Source organism: Leptolyngbya sp. PL-A3 (assembly GCF_039962325.1).
In the GTDB taxonomy this organism is placed as follows: domain Bacteria; phylum Cyanobacteriota; class Cyanobacteriia; order Elainellales; family Elainellaceae; genus Vacuolonema.
In genome coordinates, this window is record NZ_JAMPLB010000002.1 from 381,806 (window position 1) to 400,635 (window position 18,830).

Sequence of the window (18,830 nt, forward strand, 5' to 3'; positions counted from 1 at the left end):
CGATTGAAATAACTCGAAAATTCAACCACGTAAAAGCGCGACGCTTAGCGTCGCGCTTTTACCTTTTACAGGGTTTGTGTTGGGTAACCTGAGTGGAAATTAGGCCACAAAAATTTTGTTCAGGTTACGGCTAAAGGTATCCGCTGTTTGATTCCGAACGACTGCGAGCAGATCGGTGCCCTGAAAAACTTGGACACCCTGGTTGATATTCGTAAATGACAAAGACTCGCGGGAGCCACTCACCTGGAACCTGGTCGCACCCAATCTAAAGCTGTGGATTGTGTCATAGCCAGAATCTGCCGCTAAGGTAACCGTTGCCCGGCTCTGGCCCAGCCAGATTACGTCTACCCCATCTCCGCTGTTGATGGTGTCCCCACCTCCTTTGCCGTGGATCGTGTCGTTGCCCGTGCCTCCCAGAATTTCGTCAGCCTGGTACCCGCCATAGATCAGATCATCGCCGGCGTTACCATTCAGAACATTCAAACCACTTTTGCCATAAATCTGGTCGTTACCATCACCCCCGTAAACGGTGTCGACCCTTACTCCACCGTAGATTTGATCGTTGCCTGCATTGCCAAAGAGGCTATTGTTGCCATTCCTGCCATAGATTTTGTCATTGCCTGACAACCCTGTCAGGGTTTCATTGGCCGAGGAGCCGACCAAGCGATCGCTACCTGATGTGCCAGCAAAGAGATTCAGTTCCGGGATAGAGGCCAGGGTGGGGCTATAGAACCAGCGCTCGAACAGGTTATCCAACTGCTCGTTGCTGGTTGTCTCCGCAACTGTCAGAAAATCGGCTGGAGTGACATTTTTGCCCTCAAACTGAGTGAAGTAATTTCGCAGCGTGGCGAGAAAGTTCTCGGTTCCAATCTCTAATCGCAGGGCATGGAGCCCCAGAGCTCCCCACTCGTAGACGCCAGCGTTAAACAGGTTATTCGCCGGAGGAGCGCCCGGTGGGTAAACCGTATCAAATCGACGGGCAATGTAGTTGTATTGGTCTGTTACCCAGCTGTTCAGAGCTTCCTGACCACCCCGGTCGTACTCAACCCAAAGCGCCTGAGCATAAGTTGCAAAGCTTTCATTAAGCCAGATGTCTTTCCAGTCACTCAGGGCCAGGCTATCGCCAAACCACTGGTGAGCTAATTCGTGGGCGATCGTCTCTTCAGTAGACTCGTTGTCACCCAGCATATCTACTCCGAAGATGGAGAGGGTTTGGGTTTCTAGAGCCGAGCCAGTTTCTGCATTCACGACAACTGAACCATAAACCTCGAAGGGATACGGTCCAAAAATGGAACTGAAAAGGCCCATCATTTCAGATTGTCGCTGGAATGGTGTGAGCAATTCCTCTGAAACATCTTCGTCAAAGTAATTGCGAATCACAACACCATTGGGAGCAACTTCGGATTGTCGTTGAAATCCATCAAAGATATTGATGGTGGTGAGGTAACTCACCATTGGATCACGTGCTTCAAACAAATAGGTTGTTGTTGTGCCGTTATCAATTTCTTGTTCTAAAACACCATTGGCGGCGACATCAAAATTTTCAGGAACAGTAATGCGGAAGGTGTAAGAAGCGCGATCGAGAGGATGGTCATTCACGGGATAGAAATTCGCAGCACCATCAGGTTCACTGAGAACGAAGCTGCCATTATCTGCAAGAACCCAACCTGTCGGAACTGGGAAGTCAAAGGCTGCCGAGTTAGTAGGAGTTGGAGAGCCACTATAATCTACCTCTACGGTAAAGGTTTCCCCCTCTCCAAGGGCTTCAGTGGGCGTAATGGTTAGCTCTTGCCCATCACGAGTAAAGGTTGCAGCCTGACCGTTAACCGTAATACCCTCGATCGCAAATCCAATGAAATCCAGGTTGAAACTGCTGAGGGCTTGAGTGGCTGTAGCTTCAATGGTGGTTGTTGCGGTAAGGGCACTGGTCGCAACATCTGTAACGTTCAAATCTAGTGTGTAATGTTGAACGTCATAGCCTCCATTCCCAAAACCAGGATATAGAGAATCTCCTACACCGCTCGACCCTGCCGCAGGTAGCGTTGTTGTTTGTTGGGGTACAAACGACGAGACATTCGCGCTCTGAACTGCATCTTCTGACCAGCGATCAGAGAGGCCAAACTGCCTACAAATTGAACACATAAAGTTTATTGTTGGTAAAAAACAGAGGCTGGAAGTTGCCTACTACTCCGCAGGATTGGAGACGATCTTTGAGATATTCCAAGAAAGGTGATTTTCGTGCGTATCACGCATGGAGAATTAGCTTTCAAGAACACTCTAAAGATAGAAAAGCAGAGCGATCGCCCCATAGAAAATGAAATTTCTAGGTCAGAAAATCTCTATTCTTATGGTTCAAGAGAGTCGAATCAGGCTCAAAGAACATATCAAGAATTGAATTTTTGAGGTATAAAACGCATGAAAAAATCAACCCTTTTTTGGGGGCTTATCATGTCCTTTTTATTCCTGCTTCCATAGGAATAAGAAGCTGAGCAAGAATACTTGTTCGAGTCTCTGCAAATCCTGACAGTAAACACATCTAATAGTAGGGACGCTCATCAAAAAGAGGCAGTATTTTTACGGAAACTTTATCTTTAAAATTCCTTTTTTAGGAAGGTATAAGACTTATCTTTTATCAGGAAATACAGAGCTTAAAATTGTTTTTATGTGAGTGGTATTCCTCAACCCCCTAAGGAGAGAGACTGTTTTTCTTGTGAGAAAATTTGTATAGAAGGTGACAGAAAATAGGCGATCGCTACCCCTTATTTAATTACACGAAATGATTAAATATGAAGTCCAAAAAGTCTTTTTGCCTACGAAGCGAATGGCAAAGCTTTTTGAATTTTGTGCTTGATTAAGTGGGATTGAACCCTGTTTTTGATGCCCTTATAACCCTTTTCGATCTAATGATTTATGAGAAATAAATGTGAGATAAAATCCTGCATCTATCTCTCGTACTTCATCCGCTTGGGAAATGCTTTATATAGCTCTAAATGATTTTTTATACGGAACAGGCTTTGTTCATCCACATTTGGGCGTACGTACACCAAAATGGGATTTTTCGGAGAGGCGCACCTCTCCGAAAAATCCCTTAACCCAAACTCTGGTTAAAAAAGAACAGTGCGCCATGCGAAGCATGGCGCACTGTCTAACGCATTGAGTTATTAAGATGCAGTAGCAACAGCCGGTTGCAGCAATGCAATGTTGGAGAAGGCGAAGTCCTGAAAATCTGCCTGCATTCCTTCCGTACGAATAGTTCGCTGGCTCAGAATGTAGTAATCGCCTACCTTCGTGTACTGGTCTTCAAAAAAGCTCTTGCCGCCTTTTTGTTCGCCTGTTTGAGGGTCGTGATAGACCGAGTCATAGGTGTGGGAAAGGTAGCCGCCTTCGGTTTGGTGGCTGCTGAAGGTGTTGATGGTAACGACAACACCATGAATGTGTCGGTGTACCAGCACCACTTCGTTATTGCAGATTTTGTAATAATCTCCAGAGGATTTGCCGCCCACCAAGAGCTTTACGGCTCCTGTTTCATCGGTTTCATCCAGGTCAAAGGTGTTTTTGCTGTGTGTGTCATCGAAGGAGCGGCGGATGCGGTGGATGGCAATCTCCTGCAACTGCCCAGCAATCAGCTTCTTGGCCGATTCATCCTCAATTCCTGTGATTTCGGTGCTGAGATTAGCGTTAACGCGCACCTGCCCTGTATAGGTTGTGCCATTCCAGTCAAACGCAATGTCAGCCTTGTAGCCTGGGAAGTTGCGATCCCAGGTGTAGCGATTCTCATAGGCCGCCCGCATTAACTCACGAGCATCTTGGGTTACGGTCATAATGTGTGATTTGCTGAGGTTCTTCTCTAGTGTAAAGCGGGTGATGAATGCCCGACAGCAAGAACCGTCGATTTTGCGTTCAGGGTTCCCGTAATAAAAGGTAGTAAAGCTCCCCTGGATTATTTACAAGACCTGCGCGATCGCCCGCTACCGGTCCCGTTCCCATGAAAATATCGACCCGTCCCGGCCCCTGAATGGCGCCACCCGTATCCTGATCCAGCACGAAGCGACTCACCCGTTGGGAAAAGAGGCGACCATCACGATCGGGATACGGCAGGTTGGTGTAAATCAAGGCCAGGGCACCAGGTGGCATCACGGTTTTGTCTGTTGCAATGGAGCGTTCGGACGTAACCGGTACGTTGAGACTGCCCAGGGGCGGATGCCCAGCGGTTTCCTGGAAGAAGATAAAACGATTGTTGCGGGAAATATACTCGTTTAGCTCGTCGGGATGTTGCCGAAAATAGTCAATAACGACTGGCAGAGTCAGTCCTTCGGCAGGAACTTTACCATCGTTAATCAGCTCTCGGCCCAGGCTGACATAGGGGTGCTCTGTGCGGCCTGCATAGCCCACCGTCATAATGCCGTTGTTTGCTAATTGTAGGCGGGCAGAACCCTGTACCTGGATCAGGTAGGCATCAAGGCGATTGCGCAACCACACCAACTCCAACCCCCGCAACCGACCCTGGCTTCCTTGCAGGCCATCAATGCCTTCCAGCTCCAGCCGGGTGGGATGAGGTTGGGGCCATTGAGCTAGATTGGCTGGTTCCCGGTAGAGGGGGTAGCGGAACTCGACTGTGCGAACTCGGCTGGCAGGGTAAATGGGCTCAAAGTACCCGGTGAAGTCGACTGTACCCTCGCCATCCCGACCGATGGATTGATACAGCTCGAACTCGTTAAGGATTGCCGTCTGGAAGGATTCCAACGAGTTGGAGGTGCGCAACAGTTGTCGGAAGCGGGTAAGGCTACGACGGACGCGATCGCGCGTAAACTCAGGCATTCCATACTGGGTGTAAGCTTCCTGGGCGGCAGGAGTACTCAGGTAAGCCAGAGAGCGGTCGATCGCCTGCAACAGAGCCGCGCGATCTTGCCAGAGGCGATTGTCACGCAGCAGGGCATAACGGGTTTGGCGATCGACCACATCAGCGGGGCCTAAACGCCGCAGAGGAGCTTCTGCTGTAGTCGCAGGTGCACTCTCTGCGGGCGTTTCTTGAGCCCATGCCGCCGGTAGGCCTGTCAGAAGGGTGCCGATCAGTGTGGCTCCCACGGCAATAGCCAGAGGGAGCCTTCCTGAGGGGCGCTTCTGGGCTTGCAACCAATCCCTGTCCCATTGAGAGATTGGATTCAACTTTTGTGGAGATAACTCACAAAAATTGAATCCTATAGGTGTTTTTCCAGCCATCCTCTAGAACCGATCCACACTACCCGAGAAGATCGGCTCAACCCGTAGAGCCATGACCTTGGAGGGCCGTACCACCATGTATTCTCCCTGAATGTTCTTGATGGGGACGTTAATAAACTCGTCAGAGCTGCCTTTGGGCACCAGTTCGCTGCTGTACCACTTCTGGAAGTCCTGAATGGTCGGGAAGCGGACTTCTTCGCGGTGACCGCCATCCATCAGAATGTGTACGGCAATTTCGTTAGGGGTTCTGGGCATAGGTCTACTAATCCTGCAATGCTCGGTAGAAATCCATTGTTAGAGCGATCGTCTTAACAATAAACTCCCCGATGGGTAACGGCACCATAATTCCCAAAAAGTATAGAAAATCTGACGGGGTAGGGGAATTTGAGTTGGGAGAAGGGGTTATCCCGCCCTAAAACCCAGAACCGTTGTTTTTTCGTGGCATCGTCACAAAAGAACAACGGTTCTGGGTTTTGGTTTTAGAAAGGTACGAACTATGAGCAAAGCTCAGTGGACTTAGCTGACGAGGTTGAATCGCTGAAGTTGGCTGTCGAGAGCGTTGGTCATGAGCTTGCGGAGTTCTGTTTTGGTTTGAAAGAGAACTCGGCTGCTGTTGGGGAGGTCGAACGGGAATTGGCCGGGGAGGTCATCGCGATCCATCTGGGCCAGCAGGATCTGTTCGGGGCGCTTGCATTGCAGGGCGTAGCCGAGCTCGACGCAAACTTTGGGGTTGGGAAAGAGCTGGGGTGGGGTGCCGTCGATCTGGAAGATGGGGGTACCGTCTGCAACAAACAGGAGGCTGTTGCGGATTTTGCGCATGAGGCTGCTATCCAGGCGGATGGGGGAGTCCGTGAGGCGATGAGATTCTTCCAGGGTGATGGGGATGCGCGATCGCCCATTATTCAGCTTGTCTACATACGCATTCAACAGGTCTCGAATGGGCCCGCTGGAGTCGTCAAACTCGGTCTGGTAGGAGAAGAAGATAATGGGCTCCAACCGTGCCATGACGTCCTGCTTGGTGAAGTACATTTCGTGGCTGATCAGGTCAATGTTGGAAATGGCATAACCCCCACTGCCCTCAATGTAAAACTCCACGACTTCACCTTCCAGGTAGCGCTGGAACCATTCGGATTGGCGGACTTCCTCGCTGTCATCCAAAAAGTCAGCTCGCATACCCGACTTCAGCAGGCTGTTGCGGCTGAGGCGCAGGTCATGAGGCCGTTTCTCTAGTTCACGGATGGGCTCGTATTCCCGGAGGTACCAGGCTTTGAGGGCAATAATGGCCATAGATGGCAGCTCGCTATCTGAGATGAAGGGCGATAGAGGGTAGAAAATGCCCTCATGATAGGCGATTCCGATCGAATCGCTGACCTTTCTCCAAAAGACTCAGCGGGAAACAGGTCTGTAGTTTTCTCTCATCATTATAGTATATCTGTACTCCTTTGTGGAGGATCTGTTTGAGATGGTCCAGGTGGTAACTTTGTCTACTGCGGGAATCCCACGCCCTCAAGGGATAGGGCTATGTCAAAGTTCATGAAGAGAACGGGCGATCGCCTCTATTTCTGCGGCTCAGCACGTCACAATGAAAATAGGAAAGGAATTGTGTTTCTGGGTTGTGTAGTCTTCCCCAACGGCCCCTTAAACTAAGGTTCCGACCTTCATCTACCCACCGTTACGTGATAGCGGGGTAACTTCCATGAATCCTTTGCAATGGCTTATCTTGGGCCAGTCTGCTCAGCAATCCTCCTGGCTATACAGCCAACCACCGTATCAGATTTGGCTGCTAGCGGGTTTGTTGGGCCTCGGTGTGAACCTGCTCCTATTTGAACCCACGATTGCTGCTCTTTCGCTTGCTGCTATCATTACGTCCATTGCGGCCCTCTCCATCGTCAACGTGACCGTTCAGATTCTCGTTTGGGCTACTCTGTCCGTGACCATCGCCCTGGTATTGCGAGGCTTTGTGCCTGCGCAATCAGCCCCTGGCTTAGAAGAACCCTCCGATGCTGAAGTTCGCATCACCATTCCCCGAGGGGGGACAGGGGAAGTGACCTATGAGGGCTCTTTCTGGTCGGCTCGCTGCCAGATTTCCGATGTGACAATCGGGGCTGGGCAAACGGTACATGTGGTGGGGCGCGAGGGCAACACCCTGATTGTGATGCCCATTCCAGCTTCAAAGCCCCAGCGAACCTTGCGCGATCGCGCCCCTTTCTAGAAATTAGGCGATAGCCCTACAAAGGAGCTCCCTGCTTCCTCTGTAGGGCCATCGCGTGCTGGCAGATTTACCGACCCCACAAATTCCGAGATAGATTAGGGGGTATATAGATCTTTTGTATGCTACCCGTTGCATCGTTCCGGGATTAAATTCTATGGATTCTATCATCGCTGCACTGGCTCTAATCGCCGTTGGCTATATTGTCGGTTCCGTTAAAACGATTAATCAGGGGAATGAAGCGCTTGTCGAACGCCTGGGTAAGTATCACAAAAAGCTAACCCCTGGGCTGAACTTCATCGTGCCCTTCCTGGACACCATTGTGCTGGAAGAATCCATTCGGGAACGTGTGATTGATACCGAGCCTCAAGATGCCATTACACGGGACAACGTATCCGTTACGGTGGATGCTGTGCTGTATTGGCGTATTTTGCAACTAGAACGCACTTACTACGCTGTAGAGGACGTGGAGGTTGCCCTGCGAAACCTGGCGACAACCACCCTGCGATCGGAGATTGGTCGGATGGAACTGGCTCAAACCTTCTCCTCCCGTAACGAAATCAACCAATCTCTGTTGCAGCAATTGGACGATGCGACGGCTACGTGGGGGGTCAAGGTAACCCGGGTGGAGGTACAGAAAATTGCCCCTGCCAAAGCCGTGATGGATGCAATGGAACTGGAGCGGGCCGCCGAAAGTAAGAAAAAAGCGGCCATCTCTGAAGCGGAAGGTAAAAAGCGAGCGGCCATTGAGGAAGCCGAGGGTGCGGTGCAGTCTATGAATCTGCTGGCAGAAGCACTCCGGGCGCATCCCAATAGCCGGGAAATTTTGCGCTATCTGGTAGCCCAACGGTATGTAGACGCGAACTATCGCCTGGGAGACAGCCCCAACTCTAAGATTGTGTTTATGGACCCCAAAGCCTTATCAGAAGCTCTAGGGGAATTGATCTCTACAGAGCCTCCCGAAGGGAATGGTTCGGGCAATGGCGAGAATGGTGGTGGGAATGGCAGGATTCAACCGCCACCGATGGGAATGTAATCCTCCGGTTCTTCGGGAGGCAGGGGTGTGACCAGCATCTTATCCACCCGGTTGCCATCCATGTCCATGACCTCGAACCGGTATCCGCCCCACTCAAAGTAGTCCGCCGCCGTCGGAATTCGCCCCAACTGGCTGATTACAAAGCCAGCCAGGGTTTGATAGTTGCCCCGATCCTCACCGGGCAACTCCTCAACATCAAACTCTTCCTTGAGCTTGTCAATGGAGAGCATCCCATCCATGAGCCATGAGCCATCCTCTCGCTGGGTAATGGGTGCTTCGAAGTTATGATCCGAGAAGGGGATGTCTCCGATGATCACTTCCATCACGTCATTTAAGGTGACGGCTCCCTGGATCACGCCATATTCATCCACTACCAGGGCCATGTGAGTGCCTGACTCTTTAAATACCTCCAACACTTTCAGAGCGGTTGTCTGCTCAGGGATGTAGAGGGGTTGACGCAGGTTAGATACCAGGTCGATGGGTTGATGCTTCAGGCTACAGGCCATGAGATCCGTCACGTAGACCACTCCCAGAACGTTATCCAGGTAGCCTTCGCAAACGGGATAGCGACTGTGGTTGTTGGTGATAATTTTTTGGTGGTTCACCTCATCCGAGTCGTTCAGGTCGAGCCAGACCAGTTCCAGTCGGGGGGTCATGAGAGAGCCGGTAGATTGATCGGCCAGGCGAAACACCCGCTCCACCATGTCTTGCTCGGCTGCTTCGAACATGCCTGCCTCAGCACCCTGACGCACCATTACCTTAATTTCTTCTTCTGTGACTAATTGATCTTCCAGAGATTGCCGAACTCCCAGCAGGTTAATCACGGTTTCGGTGGAGACGCTGAGCAGGTGAACCAGGGGATAGGCGATCGCCGACAACCACCGCATGGGTGTTGCCATCCGTACTGCAATTTCTTCTGGGTTGCTGAGAGCTAACCGTTTAGGAACCAACTCACCCACAATCAACGACAGGTAAGCCGTAATCAACACCACAATGCCGAAGGCGACCGGCTGACTATAAGCTGCCAGGAAGGGAATTTTTGCCAGCAGATTTGCTAGCCGTCCTGCCAGAGTCGCTCCCCCGAAGGCCCCTGCCAGAATCCCAATCAAGGTAATCCCTACCTGTACTGTGGAGAGGAATCGGTTGGGAGAATTGGCTAACTCAAGGGCGACCTGGGCCTTGCGATCGCCCCTCTCGGCCCGTTCTAAGAGCCGGGTCTTACGAGCCGAAATGATAGACATTTCCGACATCGCAAATAGACCATTCGCCAGAATCAGCACCAGGACGATCAGAATTTCGAAGGAAGCAGAAGACATTACAGTGAAAGACCCATGAGCAGGTCACGAAAGGGCGAGAGCAACGGGATGGTAACGCACGGTCTCCACAATGGGTGAACAAGGCATCCTGTAAAGGGTAGGTTGACGAATGTACCTTCCCCCAAAGGGTATATTGTTTCACGGGAGAGATTGAGAACCGTTATGAAGAAAGTAACATCTTAAATCCGGGGATCGGCTAGCCTCATCGGGTGGATCTTGAGGATTACAGCTCTAGGTATGTTTTTGTAGCGCTAAATCTATGATTTAGCGCTACAAAAACATACCCTATTGGGCAGGTTGATCTGGAATTTGGCGGAATCTTCTAGGGAATAGAATCAGTACCTGTACAGGTTTTCTGTGGTGAGTCGGGAATAGACAGCGAGGACGGACGGGCTCGACTCAACCCAACCTTTGTGGCGATCGCTATAGAATCGTATATGTAAACTTTCTTGATCGCCTCGCCCCCGCACGTCGCATCCCAGGTGCTATGGCCTTTTCCTCTGTTGTTCGCGCCCTCGGGCGATCGCCCCTCACCGCTGAGCTGCACGCCAAACTGACGCAGCAAAAATCTCTGCATCTGAATGGCATTGCCCGCATCCCGAAGGGTTTGGTGGCCTCGGCCTTAGCCCAGAGCCAGCAGCGTCCCCTGGTCGTAGTAACCGCTACCTTGGAGGAAGCCGGCCGTTGGACAGCACAACTGGAAGCCATGGGGTGGGATTCTGTCGCTTTCTACCCCACCTCTGAAGCCTCCCCTTATGAACCCTTCGACCCCGAGTCGGAAATGATCTGGGGGCAGTTGCAGGTGTTAGCGGATTTGCTAAAGGAGCCGCAGGGAATTGCAGTTGTCACCACTGAGCGGGCGTTGCAACCCCACTTGCCGCCCCCGAACGCCTTTCAGCCCTATTGCCTGACGCTACAAAAGGGCATGGAGCTAGACCTGGAGGGGCTCTCACGGCAGTTGGCAGATTTGGGCTATGAACGGGTGCCTCTGGTAGAAACAGAGGGCCAGTGGAGCCGCCGGGGGGATATTGTTGATGTGTTCCCCGTATCGGCAGAACTGCCCGTCCGTCTGGAACTATTTGGCGACGAGCTAGACAAAATCCGCGAGTTTGACCCGTCCACTCAGCGATCGCTCGACAGCATTTCTCAACTTGTTCTCACACCTACCAGCTTTTCTCCGCTGATTTTGCAAGCGCTGCGGGAGACGGTGGGGTTGGAGGCGATCGCCCCCTACCTCTCCCCAGAAGACCAGGATCGTCTGAAAGAAGGGCAAACCATTGAAGGGATGCGGCGTTTTCTGGGACTGGCCTATGGTGAGCCCGCTTCACTGCTGGACTACCTGCCTAAAAACACCCTGGTGGCGGTGGACGAGCCGGATCAATGTCGGGCTCATGGCGATCGCTGGTGTGAGCACGCCACCGAACATTGGCAAGAACTCTACGGCGAGCACCCCGAACCTTTGCCCAAAACTCACTGCAACGCCGAACGAACTCTGGGTTTATTGGCAGAACTAGAGTCCGTCGAACTGTCAGAAATTGCTGAGGCCAACCGGGGGATGAATCTCTCCAGTCGGCCGATTGCGTCGATGCCCCACCAGTTTGCGCGGTTGGCCGATTTGTTGCGGGAGGAGCGCGATCGCACCACCGGCATCTGGATCATCTCGGCTCAGCCCTCGCGCTCGGTATCGTTGTTGCAAGAGCACGACTGCCCAGCGCAGTTTGTGCCAAATCCGCGTGACTATCCGGCGATCGATCGTCTCCAGTCCCAGAAGATTCCCATTGCGGTCAAGTACTCCGGCCTGGCGGAGTTGGAAGGCTTCACGTTGCCCACCTTCCGGATTGCCGTCATCACCGATCGCGAGTTTTTTGGGCAGCATACCCTTGCCACGCCTAACTACGTTCGCAAACGCCGCCGCGCCGCCTCTAAACAGGTTGATCCCAACAAGTTGGAGCCGGGGGATTTTGTGGTACATCGCAACCACGGCATTGGCAAATTCTTAAAACTGGAGAGCCTGGTTCTTAATAACGAAACGCGAGAATATCTGGTTATTCAGTACGCTGATGGCACCTTGCGGGTTGCCGCTGACCAACTCAACGCCCTTTCTCGTTATCGAGCGATGGGCGAAGGCCATCCCGACCTCAACAAGATGTCAGGTAAGGCCTGGGAGCGAACCAAGAGTAAGGTCAGCAAAGCGGTCAAGAAAGTTGCGGTGGATCTGCTACAACTCTATGCCCAACGCGCTCAGCAGACGGGTCATGCTTACCCCGTTGATACCCCCTGGCAGGAGGAACTGGAAGATTCTTTCCCTTACCAACCCACACCTGATCAGCTTAAAGCTACGCAAGACGTGAAGCGGGATATGGAAGATGCCCGTCCGATGGATCGTCTGGTTTGTGGCGATGTGGGTTTTGGTAAAACGGAAGTCGCCATTCGTGCCATCTTCAAAGCGGTTACTTCGGGTAAACAGGTGGCCTTGCTGGCTCCTACTACGATTCTTACTCAGCAGCACTACCACACCCTAAAGGAACGCTTTGCTCCCTACCCCATTAAAGTGGGACTGCTCAACCGCTTCCGCACGGCCCAGGAAAAGAAGGATATTGTGCAACGCCTCTCCACCGGAGAACTGGATGTGGTGGTCGGTACCCACGCTTTGTTAGGCAAAGGGGTGCAGATCAAAGATCTGGGGCTGCTGGTGGTGGACGAAGAACAGCGCTTTGGGGTGAACCAAAAGGAGAAAATCAAATCCCTTAAAACCCAGGTGGATGTGCTTACCTTGAGTGCTACACCTATTCCCCGAACACTTTACATGGCGCTTTCTGGTGTGCGCGAGATGAGTCTGATTACCACACCGCCTCCCTCTCGTCGCCCGATCAAAACTCACCTCTCCCCCTACGATCCTGAAATGGTTCGCACTGCCATTCGCCAGGAACTCGATCGCGGCGGCCAGGTATTCTATGTAGTGCCTCGCGTGGAAGGGATTGAGGAGAATACAGCGAAACTGCGAGAGATGGTGCCGGGGGCGCGGTTTGCGATCGCCCACGGTCAAATGCAAGAAGGTGAACTAGAAGCCACGATGCTGGCCTTTAGTAGCGGCGAAGCGGATATTCTTGTCTGCACCACCATCATTGAATCGGGTTTGGATATTCCCCGCGTCAACACGATTTTGGTGGAGGACGCCCAGAAATTTGGCCTCTCGCAGCTTTACCAGCTCCGAGGTCGAGTTGGTCGCGCAGGTATTCAAGCTCACGCCTGGTTGTTCTACCCCAAACAAACGCAATTAACGGATGTTGCCCGTCAGCGTCTCCGCGCGATTCAGGAATTTACGCAACTAGGTTCTGGTTACCAACTTGCCATGCGCGACATGGAAATTCGCGGTGTGGGTAACTTGTTGGGAGCTGAGCAATCGGGACAGATGGATGCGATCGGTTTTGACCTCTACATGGAAATGTTAGAGGACGCGATTAAGGAAATTCGGGGTCAAGAAATTCCACAGGTTGATGATACGCAAATTGATCTGAGTGTGACGGCATTTATTCCTGCCGATTACATTCCTGATCTGGATCAGAAGATGAGTGCGTATCGTGCGGTAGCAACAGCACAGAATCGAGGCGAGTTGGCGCAGATTGCAGCGGATTGGAGCGATCGCTATGGCCCCATGCCTCCTGCTGTTCTCCAACTGCTGCGGGTGATGGAACTGAAGCAGATCGCCCGCAAACTCGGCTTCTCTCGCATCAAACCCGAAAACAAACAACACATCGTGCTGGAAACCCCGATGGAAGAACCGGCCTGGAATCTGCTCAAGGAGAAACTCCCCAGCCATTTGCAAACGCGCTTTGTCTATACCCCTGGCAAAGTCACCGTACGCGGCCTGGCCGTTCTCAGCACCGAGTTGCAGTTGGATAACCTGACCGATTGGTTAAGCCGTATGCAGGGAGCCATTCCAGAAGCGTTACCTGTGTAACGGGATTGGATAACAATTATTAGCCATCCAACGGGCTTTTCACACCCCTACCACCCCGATTCAACACATGGGTGTAAATCATTGTCGTCTTTACGTCTTTGTGTCCTAGCAATTCCTGAACTGTTCGGATGTCATAGCCGTTTTGCAAGAGGTGAGTTGCAAACGAGTGGCGAAATGTATGACACACCACACGCTTTTCAATTCCGGCTGAGCGGGCTGCTTGTTTTACTGCGCGTTGTAAACCTGTTTCGTGCAAATGGTGACGACGAATAATTTCTGTCCGTGGATCTTTTGAAAGCCCTAAAGATGGAAAAACAAATTGCCAGATCCATTCGCGATCGGCATAGGGATACTTTCGTTCTAACGCAAAGGGCAGATAGACAGAACCATAACCAGCCTCTAAATCACGATGATGCAATTGCTTAACACGTCTGAGATGTTGTTTTATCGGTTCAATGAGCCGCTCGGCAAGCATGGTAACTCGGCTCTCATTTCCCTTGGTATCTCTAACAGCGATCTGTCGTTGAGCAAAATCTATATCTTTGATGCGTAACTGTAATCCTTCTCGCACTCGTAGGCCACTGCCATAGAGGATTTGTGCAATCAGCTTATGGGTGCCTGTCATCCGTTCTAGTAAAGCCGTCACCTCTTCTGGCGTTAGTACCGTTGGTAAATAACGTGAAGGTTTGGCTCTTAATGCATCGATTGGTTTTGTTAAAGGCTTGTTGATGACATACCGATACAGGAATAACAAGGCACTTAATGCTTGATTTTGTGTTGAAGCGGCAACATTCTCTTTAACGGCTAAATGTGTCAGGAACGCTTCGATCTCAGCACTTCCCATCTCATTAGGATGCCGTTTGTTGTGAAACAAGATAAAAATAGTCTAAACGCAAATGACAAAAATGTGTGGTTTCTCCTCGAGCATGGGTTGGCATCACATAACGAATTTCCACTTCATTGCCAGTCACGATTACCCGATCGATTAGTAGCTCAATTAACTTCCGTTTCTGGTCAAAGCTAGCTTGACTCAATCCTGTCTTGACACGTTGACAAAATTCTTCAATTCCTTGAGCTAAATTGGCGACCTCAAGTTTTTTATGAGCTTGAAGAGTCAGTTGTTGCTGCTGCACAACCGAAGCCTGTATCTGGCTCTCCAATTGAGCACGTCGTCGCTGATATTCGTCCAGTTGAACAACATTAACCAAGTAGGCTTGGGTTAACCGTTCTAGTTGCTGCTGCAAGTTATTTTCAGCTTGCTTTAGCTGTGCTAGTCTTGCCTGTAACTCCTGAGGTAGCCATTGGCCCGCTTGAAGCTGTTCTATTGCTTGTGTAATGCTCTCAGGATGCTGCAATATTTCACAAATATCGTTCCAAACAATTTTCTCTAGTTGTTGAGCAGGAATATAGGAAGCGTTACATTTATCGTTTCCTTCTAGATGTTTTGCAACTATTCTTCGATTACACACATAGTATCGATATCCTTTTCCTCTAGCACAACTAAAACAACTACTTTGACAGTGTCCACAACTCACAAGTGTTCGCAGTAGATACTCATGGGTTTTATTGTTCCGCTTACCGAATTGCTGATTATGTTGCAGGTTCATTTGAGCCGCATCAAATTGCTCTTGGCTGATAATGGCGGGTATCTGGCAAACCAGTAGCCATTCTGATCTGTCCTGCTGACGGGTACTACTCTTGCGTCCAATCGGTTTGAGGGCAGAACGTCGTTGCTGGGCAGGACAACTCCGAGTCCGGTTGCTAAATACTTGCCCCATGTAGCAAGGATTCTTCAGGATGCTACGCAGACTCGATCGAGTCCAATAGTCCTTACCCGTTGGAGACGGTATCCCTAGCTCATGCAAATGCCAACTCAGTTGCACTAAGGAAATGTGTTCTGTCCCATATCGGCTAAAAATCTCACGAACGACCGCTGCTTGAGCCGGATTGATCTCAACTCCGGCAGGATCACGAGGGTGTTCAATGCTGCAACGATAGCCATAGGGAACAACTGTCCAAGGCAGCAAAGTACCCGATTGTAGTTTACTCAATCGTCCTCGTCTCATGCGTTCAGCAATCAAGGTTCGTTCATATTCCGCTACGGCTCCTCGAATTTGAAGCAGTAGTTGATCATGGGGGTCTTGGCTCATCGGACGTTCTAGAAACTCGACTTGACAACCGCGGTTTTGAAGTTCTTCTACTAACAGAGTTTGGTGGACAAAATTTCGAGCCAGTCGATCCGGAGCCAGGACTAACAAACGATTGATCTGAGCCATTGCAACTTGGTCTCGCAATTGGTCCAACCCAGGACGATTGAGCCGAGCACCACTGTAACCATCGTCTCGAAAGATATATTCCTGGGCGATCTGCCACCCTTGACGATTGGCATAGCTTTGTAATTGCTCGAGTTGCTGTTCAATGGTTTGCGCTTGCGCTTGACGTTGAGTCGAGACTCGGACATAAATGGCAGTGTTCATCGTGCTGCTCCGGTAAAACAAGTGGGGACAGAGCATCAGCCTGAGCAGGTGACAAAGGTGAAACTGCGAGTTGAGAGATTTCTATCAACAGTTGATAGGTGCTATTCCACCGACGTTGAGCGGTTGGGTATTCAACCCCTCTGCGCTTAACGCTCCAATTGCGTTTCATGGTCGTGCTCTTGAGGACTATAGAGATCCTCTCGATCTTCGACTGCTTACTCTGTAAGTCCAACTCGACAGCGTAACGGAACCCGACTCCAACTCAAGCTGAGGTGGGCGTGCCTCACAAAGCAGAATTTATCATTTGTGATTAGTCCATTAAGCGCCGAATCCAATGAACGTAAGTTTCTTCTGTGCGATAGGAATAGTGCTTGAGCCGAATTACCTCGCGCACCTGATCTAACAGCTTTTTGGGACGAGCCTCCATTCTTGCAAACACTCCGTTAATGCAAATGTACTACTCAAGAGTATCAATGTAGATAAGAATTTCTCATCTGAAGATTTACCCAAAACATCTGCCTAATTCCAGAATCAAGGGTTAATATGCAGAAAATTGTCTGCCTAATTCTCCATCCAGGATCTTAGGCAGACAAGGATCTTCATAAACTCCTGATTTGGGTAAATAGGCAGATTCAAGTCTGCCTATTTACCGTCTAAGGGGTAGTTAGGCAGACTATGTCTGTCTAATAACAAGTTAGATGCTCGCTGGCTCCAACGCCTCTCCCATGTACTGCGAGACACATATTGATGAGTTTACAAGAGAGTTGGAACATCACCCGTTGCCACCTAAAGAGGGCTCGTCACTTGCTTCCTCAGCCGTTGCGGGAGGATTCAGAGGGCGGTAGCCTGACTGCGTTCGAGGAGTTCTTATTGCACAATGAGTTGGGGCTGGCGTTCGATGAGCTGGAAATGATCGGTATGGGTAATCATTGCCCGCCTGCGTTCTGGCGGGCAATGTTAGCCGCTGCGGAGAGCATGCAACTGTTCGACCAAGCGGAGAGATGCCGCGCCGAACTGCTGTGAATCCCGCATCTAACAATTGCGGTGCAACGGATTGACCGAAGCCGCTTGAGTGGGATGCAAAGACCTGGCCAACCGCTGACCGCAACCGTTCGACTGCCAAACTGCTAGTGCTGGTGCTGCCGTAACTTGAAAGCTACCTGTGAGTTGTATAAGTAATGCTATAAAGTTTGTAAGCCTTGAAAGTGAGGATCGATAGATTTGGAGATCCAGAGGTTATCTCAATGGCAAGTTCAACACTCAATTGCTAGTCTTGCTTTTCAGGCTGGAACCTCACGTTTGTTTACCGGAAACCAGGCTGGAGACATACACTGCTACGACTTTAAAAGTGGTTTAGAAGTTGCAACTCTTCAGTGGCATAAATCCCCAGTAGTAGCAATTAAGTGTTGTGAAGACTATCTATACTCTTTTGATAAGTTGCAAAACCTTGCTTGTTGGAATATCAACACATTTCAGATTGAACGAACTCATTTTCTCTCTATGGAGAAGATTCCAATCTATGGGCAGACAACCGCGCAATCCTTATCTAATAGCCGAACTTCATCAGTCCCTTGGACAGTAGAATGCGCTCAATTTACTCCTAATGGCAAATATCTCATATTCGGGATTTATCCGCCTCCTCGGAATCTCATCGAAGGAGTAGACGGACTTTATATGGTGGATACTAAAACTGCATCACTTGTAAGGTGGTTTAGTGGGAACTCATGGATTAATACAGATTGTAGAAATCTTGATACGATCACAATTTCCAAAGATGGGACACAACTAGCTGCTAGCGGAATAGATAGTTCTTGGTCTCCAGAAGCCGGTTGGATATATTGTCGTGAGCTTGTTGATCAGTGGTGTATTGAGGATGGGGAGCACGTTTGCACTTATGAATATGACTCCTATATAGATAGAGTAGTGGATCGCAAAAGAATTGATCTAGCTTTCTCGCCAGATAACCAGAAGATTCTATTCTCTAAAAAGGAGGAGGGGATTGGTGCTCTCTCTCTATGGAATGTACCACCTGTGGAAAGCCGTCGCATACCTAGGACTGAACATTCGGAAAACATGCTACTTCTAGACTCACCTGGAGTATTTGATTGGTCGCCCACCAAGGATTTTGTTGCTTTTGGTGCACCAGATGGCTTTCTGCGTTTTGTTGACATCGAGAATGCTGCAATACTTTCTAAACCATCGTTTCCTCAATCTGTTGAACAATCTGTTCATGTTAAAAATGTTGCAGTTCTTCTTGAGCAACAGGTTTCTCAATCTGGTATTGAGCAATTGTGCTTTTCACAAACTGGTGAGTATCTCGCTTTAAGTTCCCAAGATTTAATGCTTCAGGTTTGGCAAATCTTGTAAAACAAGGGTGCAAACATTATTTTGTAATGATGCTAGGCACGTACTTCAAAAGTTTGTGGCACAGTCGAACACTGCGTTGGAACGGCGGAGAAGGGGCGATCGGTTATGATGCAAAAGTTGGTTGCCGCCGTTCAACTACGACGTGTGCGATTCGTTCATCCTAAGTGAATAGCAATATTCAGGGACGGATGGCGAGGATAAAACCTCGACAACTGGATAATCGTGAGGGTGTGAGTCCCTCTCT

13 protein-coding genes and 1 pseudogene are annotated in these 18,830 nt (G+C 50.2%); 5 read left to right on the plus strand and 9 right to left on the minus strand.

Annotation, left to right across the window (positions count from 1 at the left end; all coding sequences use genetic code 11):
* Positions 1–99: 99 nt before the first annotated feature.
* The 5 genes from NDI52_RS03395 to NDI52_RS03415 all read right to left on the minus strand — a co-directional run bounded on the left by NDI52_RS03395 (position 100) and on the right by NDI52_RS03415 (position 6,507).
* Positions 100–2,142 carry a M1 family aminopeptidase gene (locus tag NDI52_RS03395; protein ID WP_190775076.1) on the minus strand — a complete coding sequence of 681 codons (2,043 nt, stop codon included), beginning with the start codon at positions 2,140–2,142 and terminating at the stop codon, positions 100–102.
* A 1,019-nt stretch (positions 2,143–3,161) separates the two neighbouring features.
* The gene (locus NDI52_RS03400) at positions 3,162–3,821 is read right to left on the minus strand and encodes a DUF3386 domain-containing protein (RefSeq protein ID WP_190775077.1); all 660 of its coding nucleotides are present in this window, start codon (positions 3,819–3,821) and stop codon (positions 3,162–3,164) included.
* 79 nt (positions 3,822–3,900) lie between these two features.
* Positions 3,901–5,085 (minus strand): MltA domain-containing protein, encoded by a 1,185-nt coding sequence (locus NDI52_RS03405; RefSeq protein ID WP_348256317.1) that lies wholly within the window; start codon positions 5,083–5,085, stop codon positions 3,901–3,903.
* A gap of 138 nt (positions 5,086–5,223) precedes the next feature.
* Positions 5,224–5,475, minus strand: coding sequence for a hypothetical protein (locus NDI52_RS03410; protein WP_190775079.1), 252 nt, complete (start codon positions 5,473–5,475; stop codon positions 5,224–5,226).
* Positions 5,476–5,736: 261 nt separating this feature from the next.
* Positions 5,737–6,507, minus strand: coding sequence for a hypothetical protein (locus tag NDI52_RS03415; protein WP_190775080.1), 771 nt, complete (start codon positions 6,505–6,507; stop codon positions 5,737–5,739).
* A gap of 409 nt (positions 6,508–6,916) precedes the next feature.
* Here NDI52_RS03415 and NDI52_RS03420 point away from each other — a divergent pair, with 409 nt between their 5' ends.
* Positions 6,917–7,432, plus strand: a complete 516-nt coding sequence (locus NDI52_RS03420; RefSeq protein ID WP_190775081.1) for an NfeD family protein — start codon at positions 6,917–6,919, stop codon at positions 7,430–7,432.
* A 154-nt stretch (positions 7,433–7,586) separates the two neighbouring features.
* Entirely contained in the window at positions 7,587–8,465 is an 879-nt protein-coding gene (locus NDI52_RS03425; RefSeq protein ID WP_190775082.1) for a stomatin-like protein, read from the plus strand.
* On the opposite strand, the gene NDI52_RS03430 is transcribed toward NDI52_RS03425, so the two are convergent.
* On the minus strand, positions 8,441–9,781 hold the full coding sequence (locus NDI52_RS03430) for a hemolysin family protein (protein WP_190775083.1): 1,341 nt from the start codon (positions 9,779–9,781) through the stop codon (positions 8,441–8,443). The two genes, NDI52_RS03425 and NDI52_RS03430, sit on opposite strands and share 25 nt — an antisense overlap.
* A 487-nt stretch (positions 9,782–10,268) precedes the next feature.
* Between NDI52_RS03430 and mfd the strand changes: the two genes are divergently transcribed.
* Positions 10,269–13,742 carry a transcription-repair coupling factor gene (mfd, locus tag NDI52_RS03435; protein ID WP_190775084.1) on the plus strand — a complete coding sequence of 1,158 codons (3,474 nt, stop codon included), beginning with the start codon at positions 10,269–10,271 and terminating at the stop codon, positions 13,740–13,742.
* Positions 13,743–13,761: 19 nt separating this feature from the next.
* Here the strand turns inward: mfd and NDI52_RS03440 are convergent.
* From NDI52_RS03440 to NDI52_RS03450, 3 genes and pseudogenes are all read right to left on the minus strand, one after another.
* A pseudogene (locus NDI52_RS03440) lies at positions 13,762–14,622 on the minus strand (integron integrase); the annotation flags it as partial.
* Complete coding sequence (locus NDI52_RS03445) at positions 14,591–16,219, minus strand: recombinase family protein (protein ID WP_190775086.1); 1,629 nt, start codon at positions 16,217–16,219, stop codon at positions 14,591–14,593. The gene NDI52_RS03445 and the pseudogene NDI52_RS03440, both read right to left, overlap by 32 nt.
* 310 nt (positions 16,220–16,529) lie before the next feature.
* Positions 16,530–16,646, minus strand: coding sequence for a phage integrase N-terminal SAM-like domain-containing protein (locus NDI52_RS03450; RefSeq protein WP_190775087.1), 117 nt, complete (start codon positions 16,644–16,646; stop codon positions 16,530–16,532).
* A gap of 320 nt (positions 16,647–16,966) precedes the next feature.
* Between NDI52_RS03450 and NDI52_RS03455 the strand changes: the two genes are divergently transcribed.
* Both NDI52_RS03455 and NDI52_RS03460 read left to right on the plus strand, forming a co-directional pair.
* Positions 16,967–17,242 carry a hypothetical protein gene (locus NDI52_RS03455; RefSeq protein WP_190775088.1) on the plus strand — a complete coding sequence of 92 codons (276 nt, stop codon included), beginning with the start codon at positions 16,967–16,969 and terminating at the stop codon, positions 17,240–17,242.
* A gap of 276 nt (positions 17,243–17,518) precedes the next feature.
* On the plus strand, positions 17,519–18,586 hold the full coding sequence (locus NDI52_RS03460; protein WP_190775089.1) for a WD40 repeat domain-containing protein: 1,068 nt from the start codon (positions 17,519–17,521) through the stop codon (positions 18,584–18,586).
* The last annotated feature ends 244 nt before the right edge of the window (positions 18,587–18,830 follow it).

Bases quoted from the DNA above. Each gene is read 5' to 3' on its own strand.
- NDI52_RS03425 (WP_190775082.1), top strand. From the start codon at position 7,587: ATGGATTCTATCATCGCTGCACTGGCTCTAATCGCCGTTGGCTATATT.
- NDI52_RS03430 (WP_190775083.1), bottom strand. From the start codon at position 9,781: ATGTCTTCTGCTTCCTTCGAAATTCTGATCGTCCTGGTGCTGATTCTG.
- NDI52_RS03420 (WP_190775081.1), top strand. From the start codon at position 6,917: ATGAATCCTTTGCAATGGCTTATCTTGGGCCAGTCTGCTCAGCAATCC.
- NDI52_RS03410 (WP_190775079.1), bottom strand. From the start codon at position 5,475: ATGCCCAGAACCCCTAACGAAATTGCCGTACACATTCTGATGGATGGC.
- mfd (WP_190775084.1), top strand. From the start codon at position 10,269: ATGGCCTTTTCCTCTGTTGTTCGCGCCCTCGGGCGATCGCCCCTCACC.
- NDI52_RS03445 (WP_190775086.1), bottom strand. From the start codon at position 16,219: ATGAACACTGCCATTTATGTCCGAGTCTCGACTCAACGTCAAGCGCAA.
- NDI52_RS03395 (WP_190775076.1), bottom strand. From the start codon at position 2,142: ATGTGTTCAATTTGTAGGCAGTTTGGCCTCTCTGATCGCTGGTCAGAA.
- NDI52_RS03400 (WP_190775077.1), bottom strand. From the start codon at position 3,821: ATGACCGTAACCCAAGATGCTCGTGAGTTAATGCGGGCGGCCTATGAG.
- NDI52_RS03415 (WP_190775080.1), bottom strand. From the start codon at position 6,507: ATGGCCATTATTGCCCTCAAAGCCTGGTACCTCCGGGAATACGAGCCC.
- NDI52_RS03455 (WP_190775088.1), top strand. From the start codon at position 16,967: ATGAGTTTACAAGAGAGTTGGAACATCACCCGTTGCCACCTAAAGAGG.
- NDI52_RS03450 (WP_190775087.1), bottom strand. From the start codon at position 16,646: ATGGAGGCTCGTCCCAAAAAGCTGTTAGATCAGGTGCGCGAGGTAATT.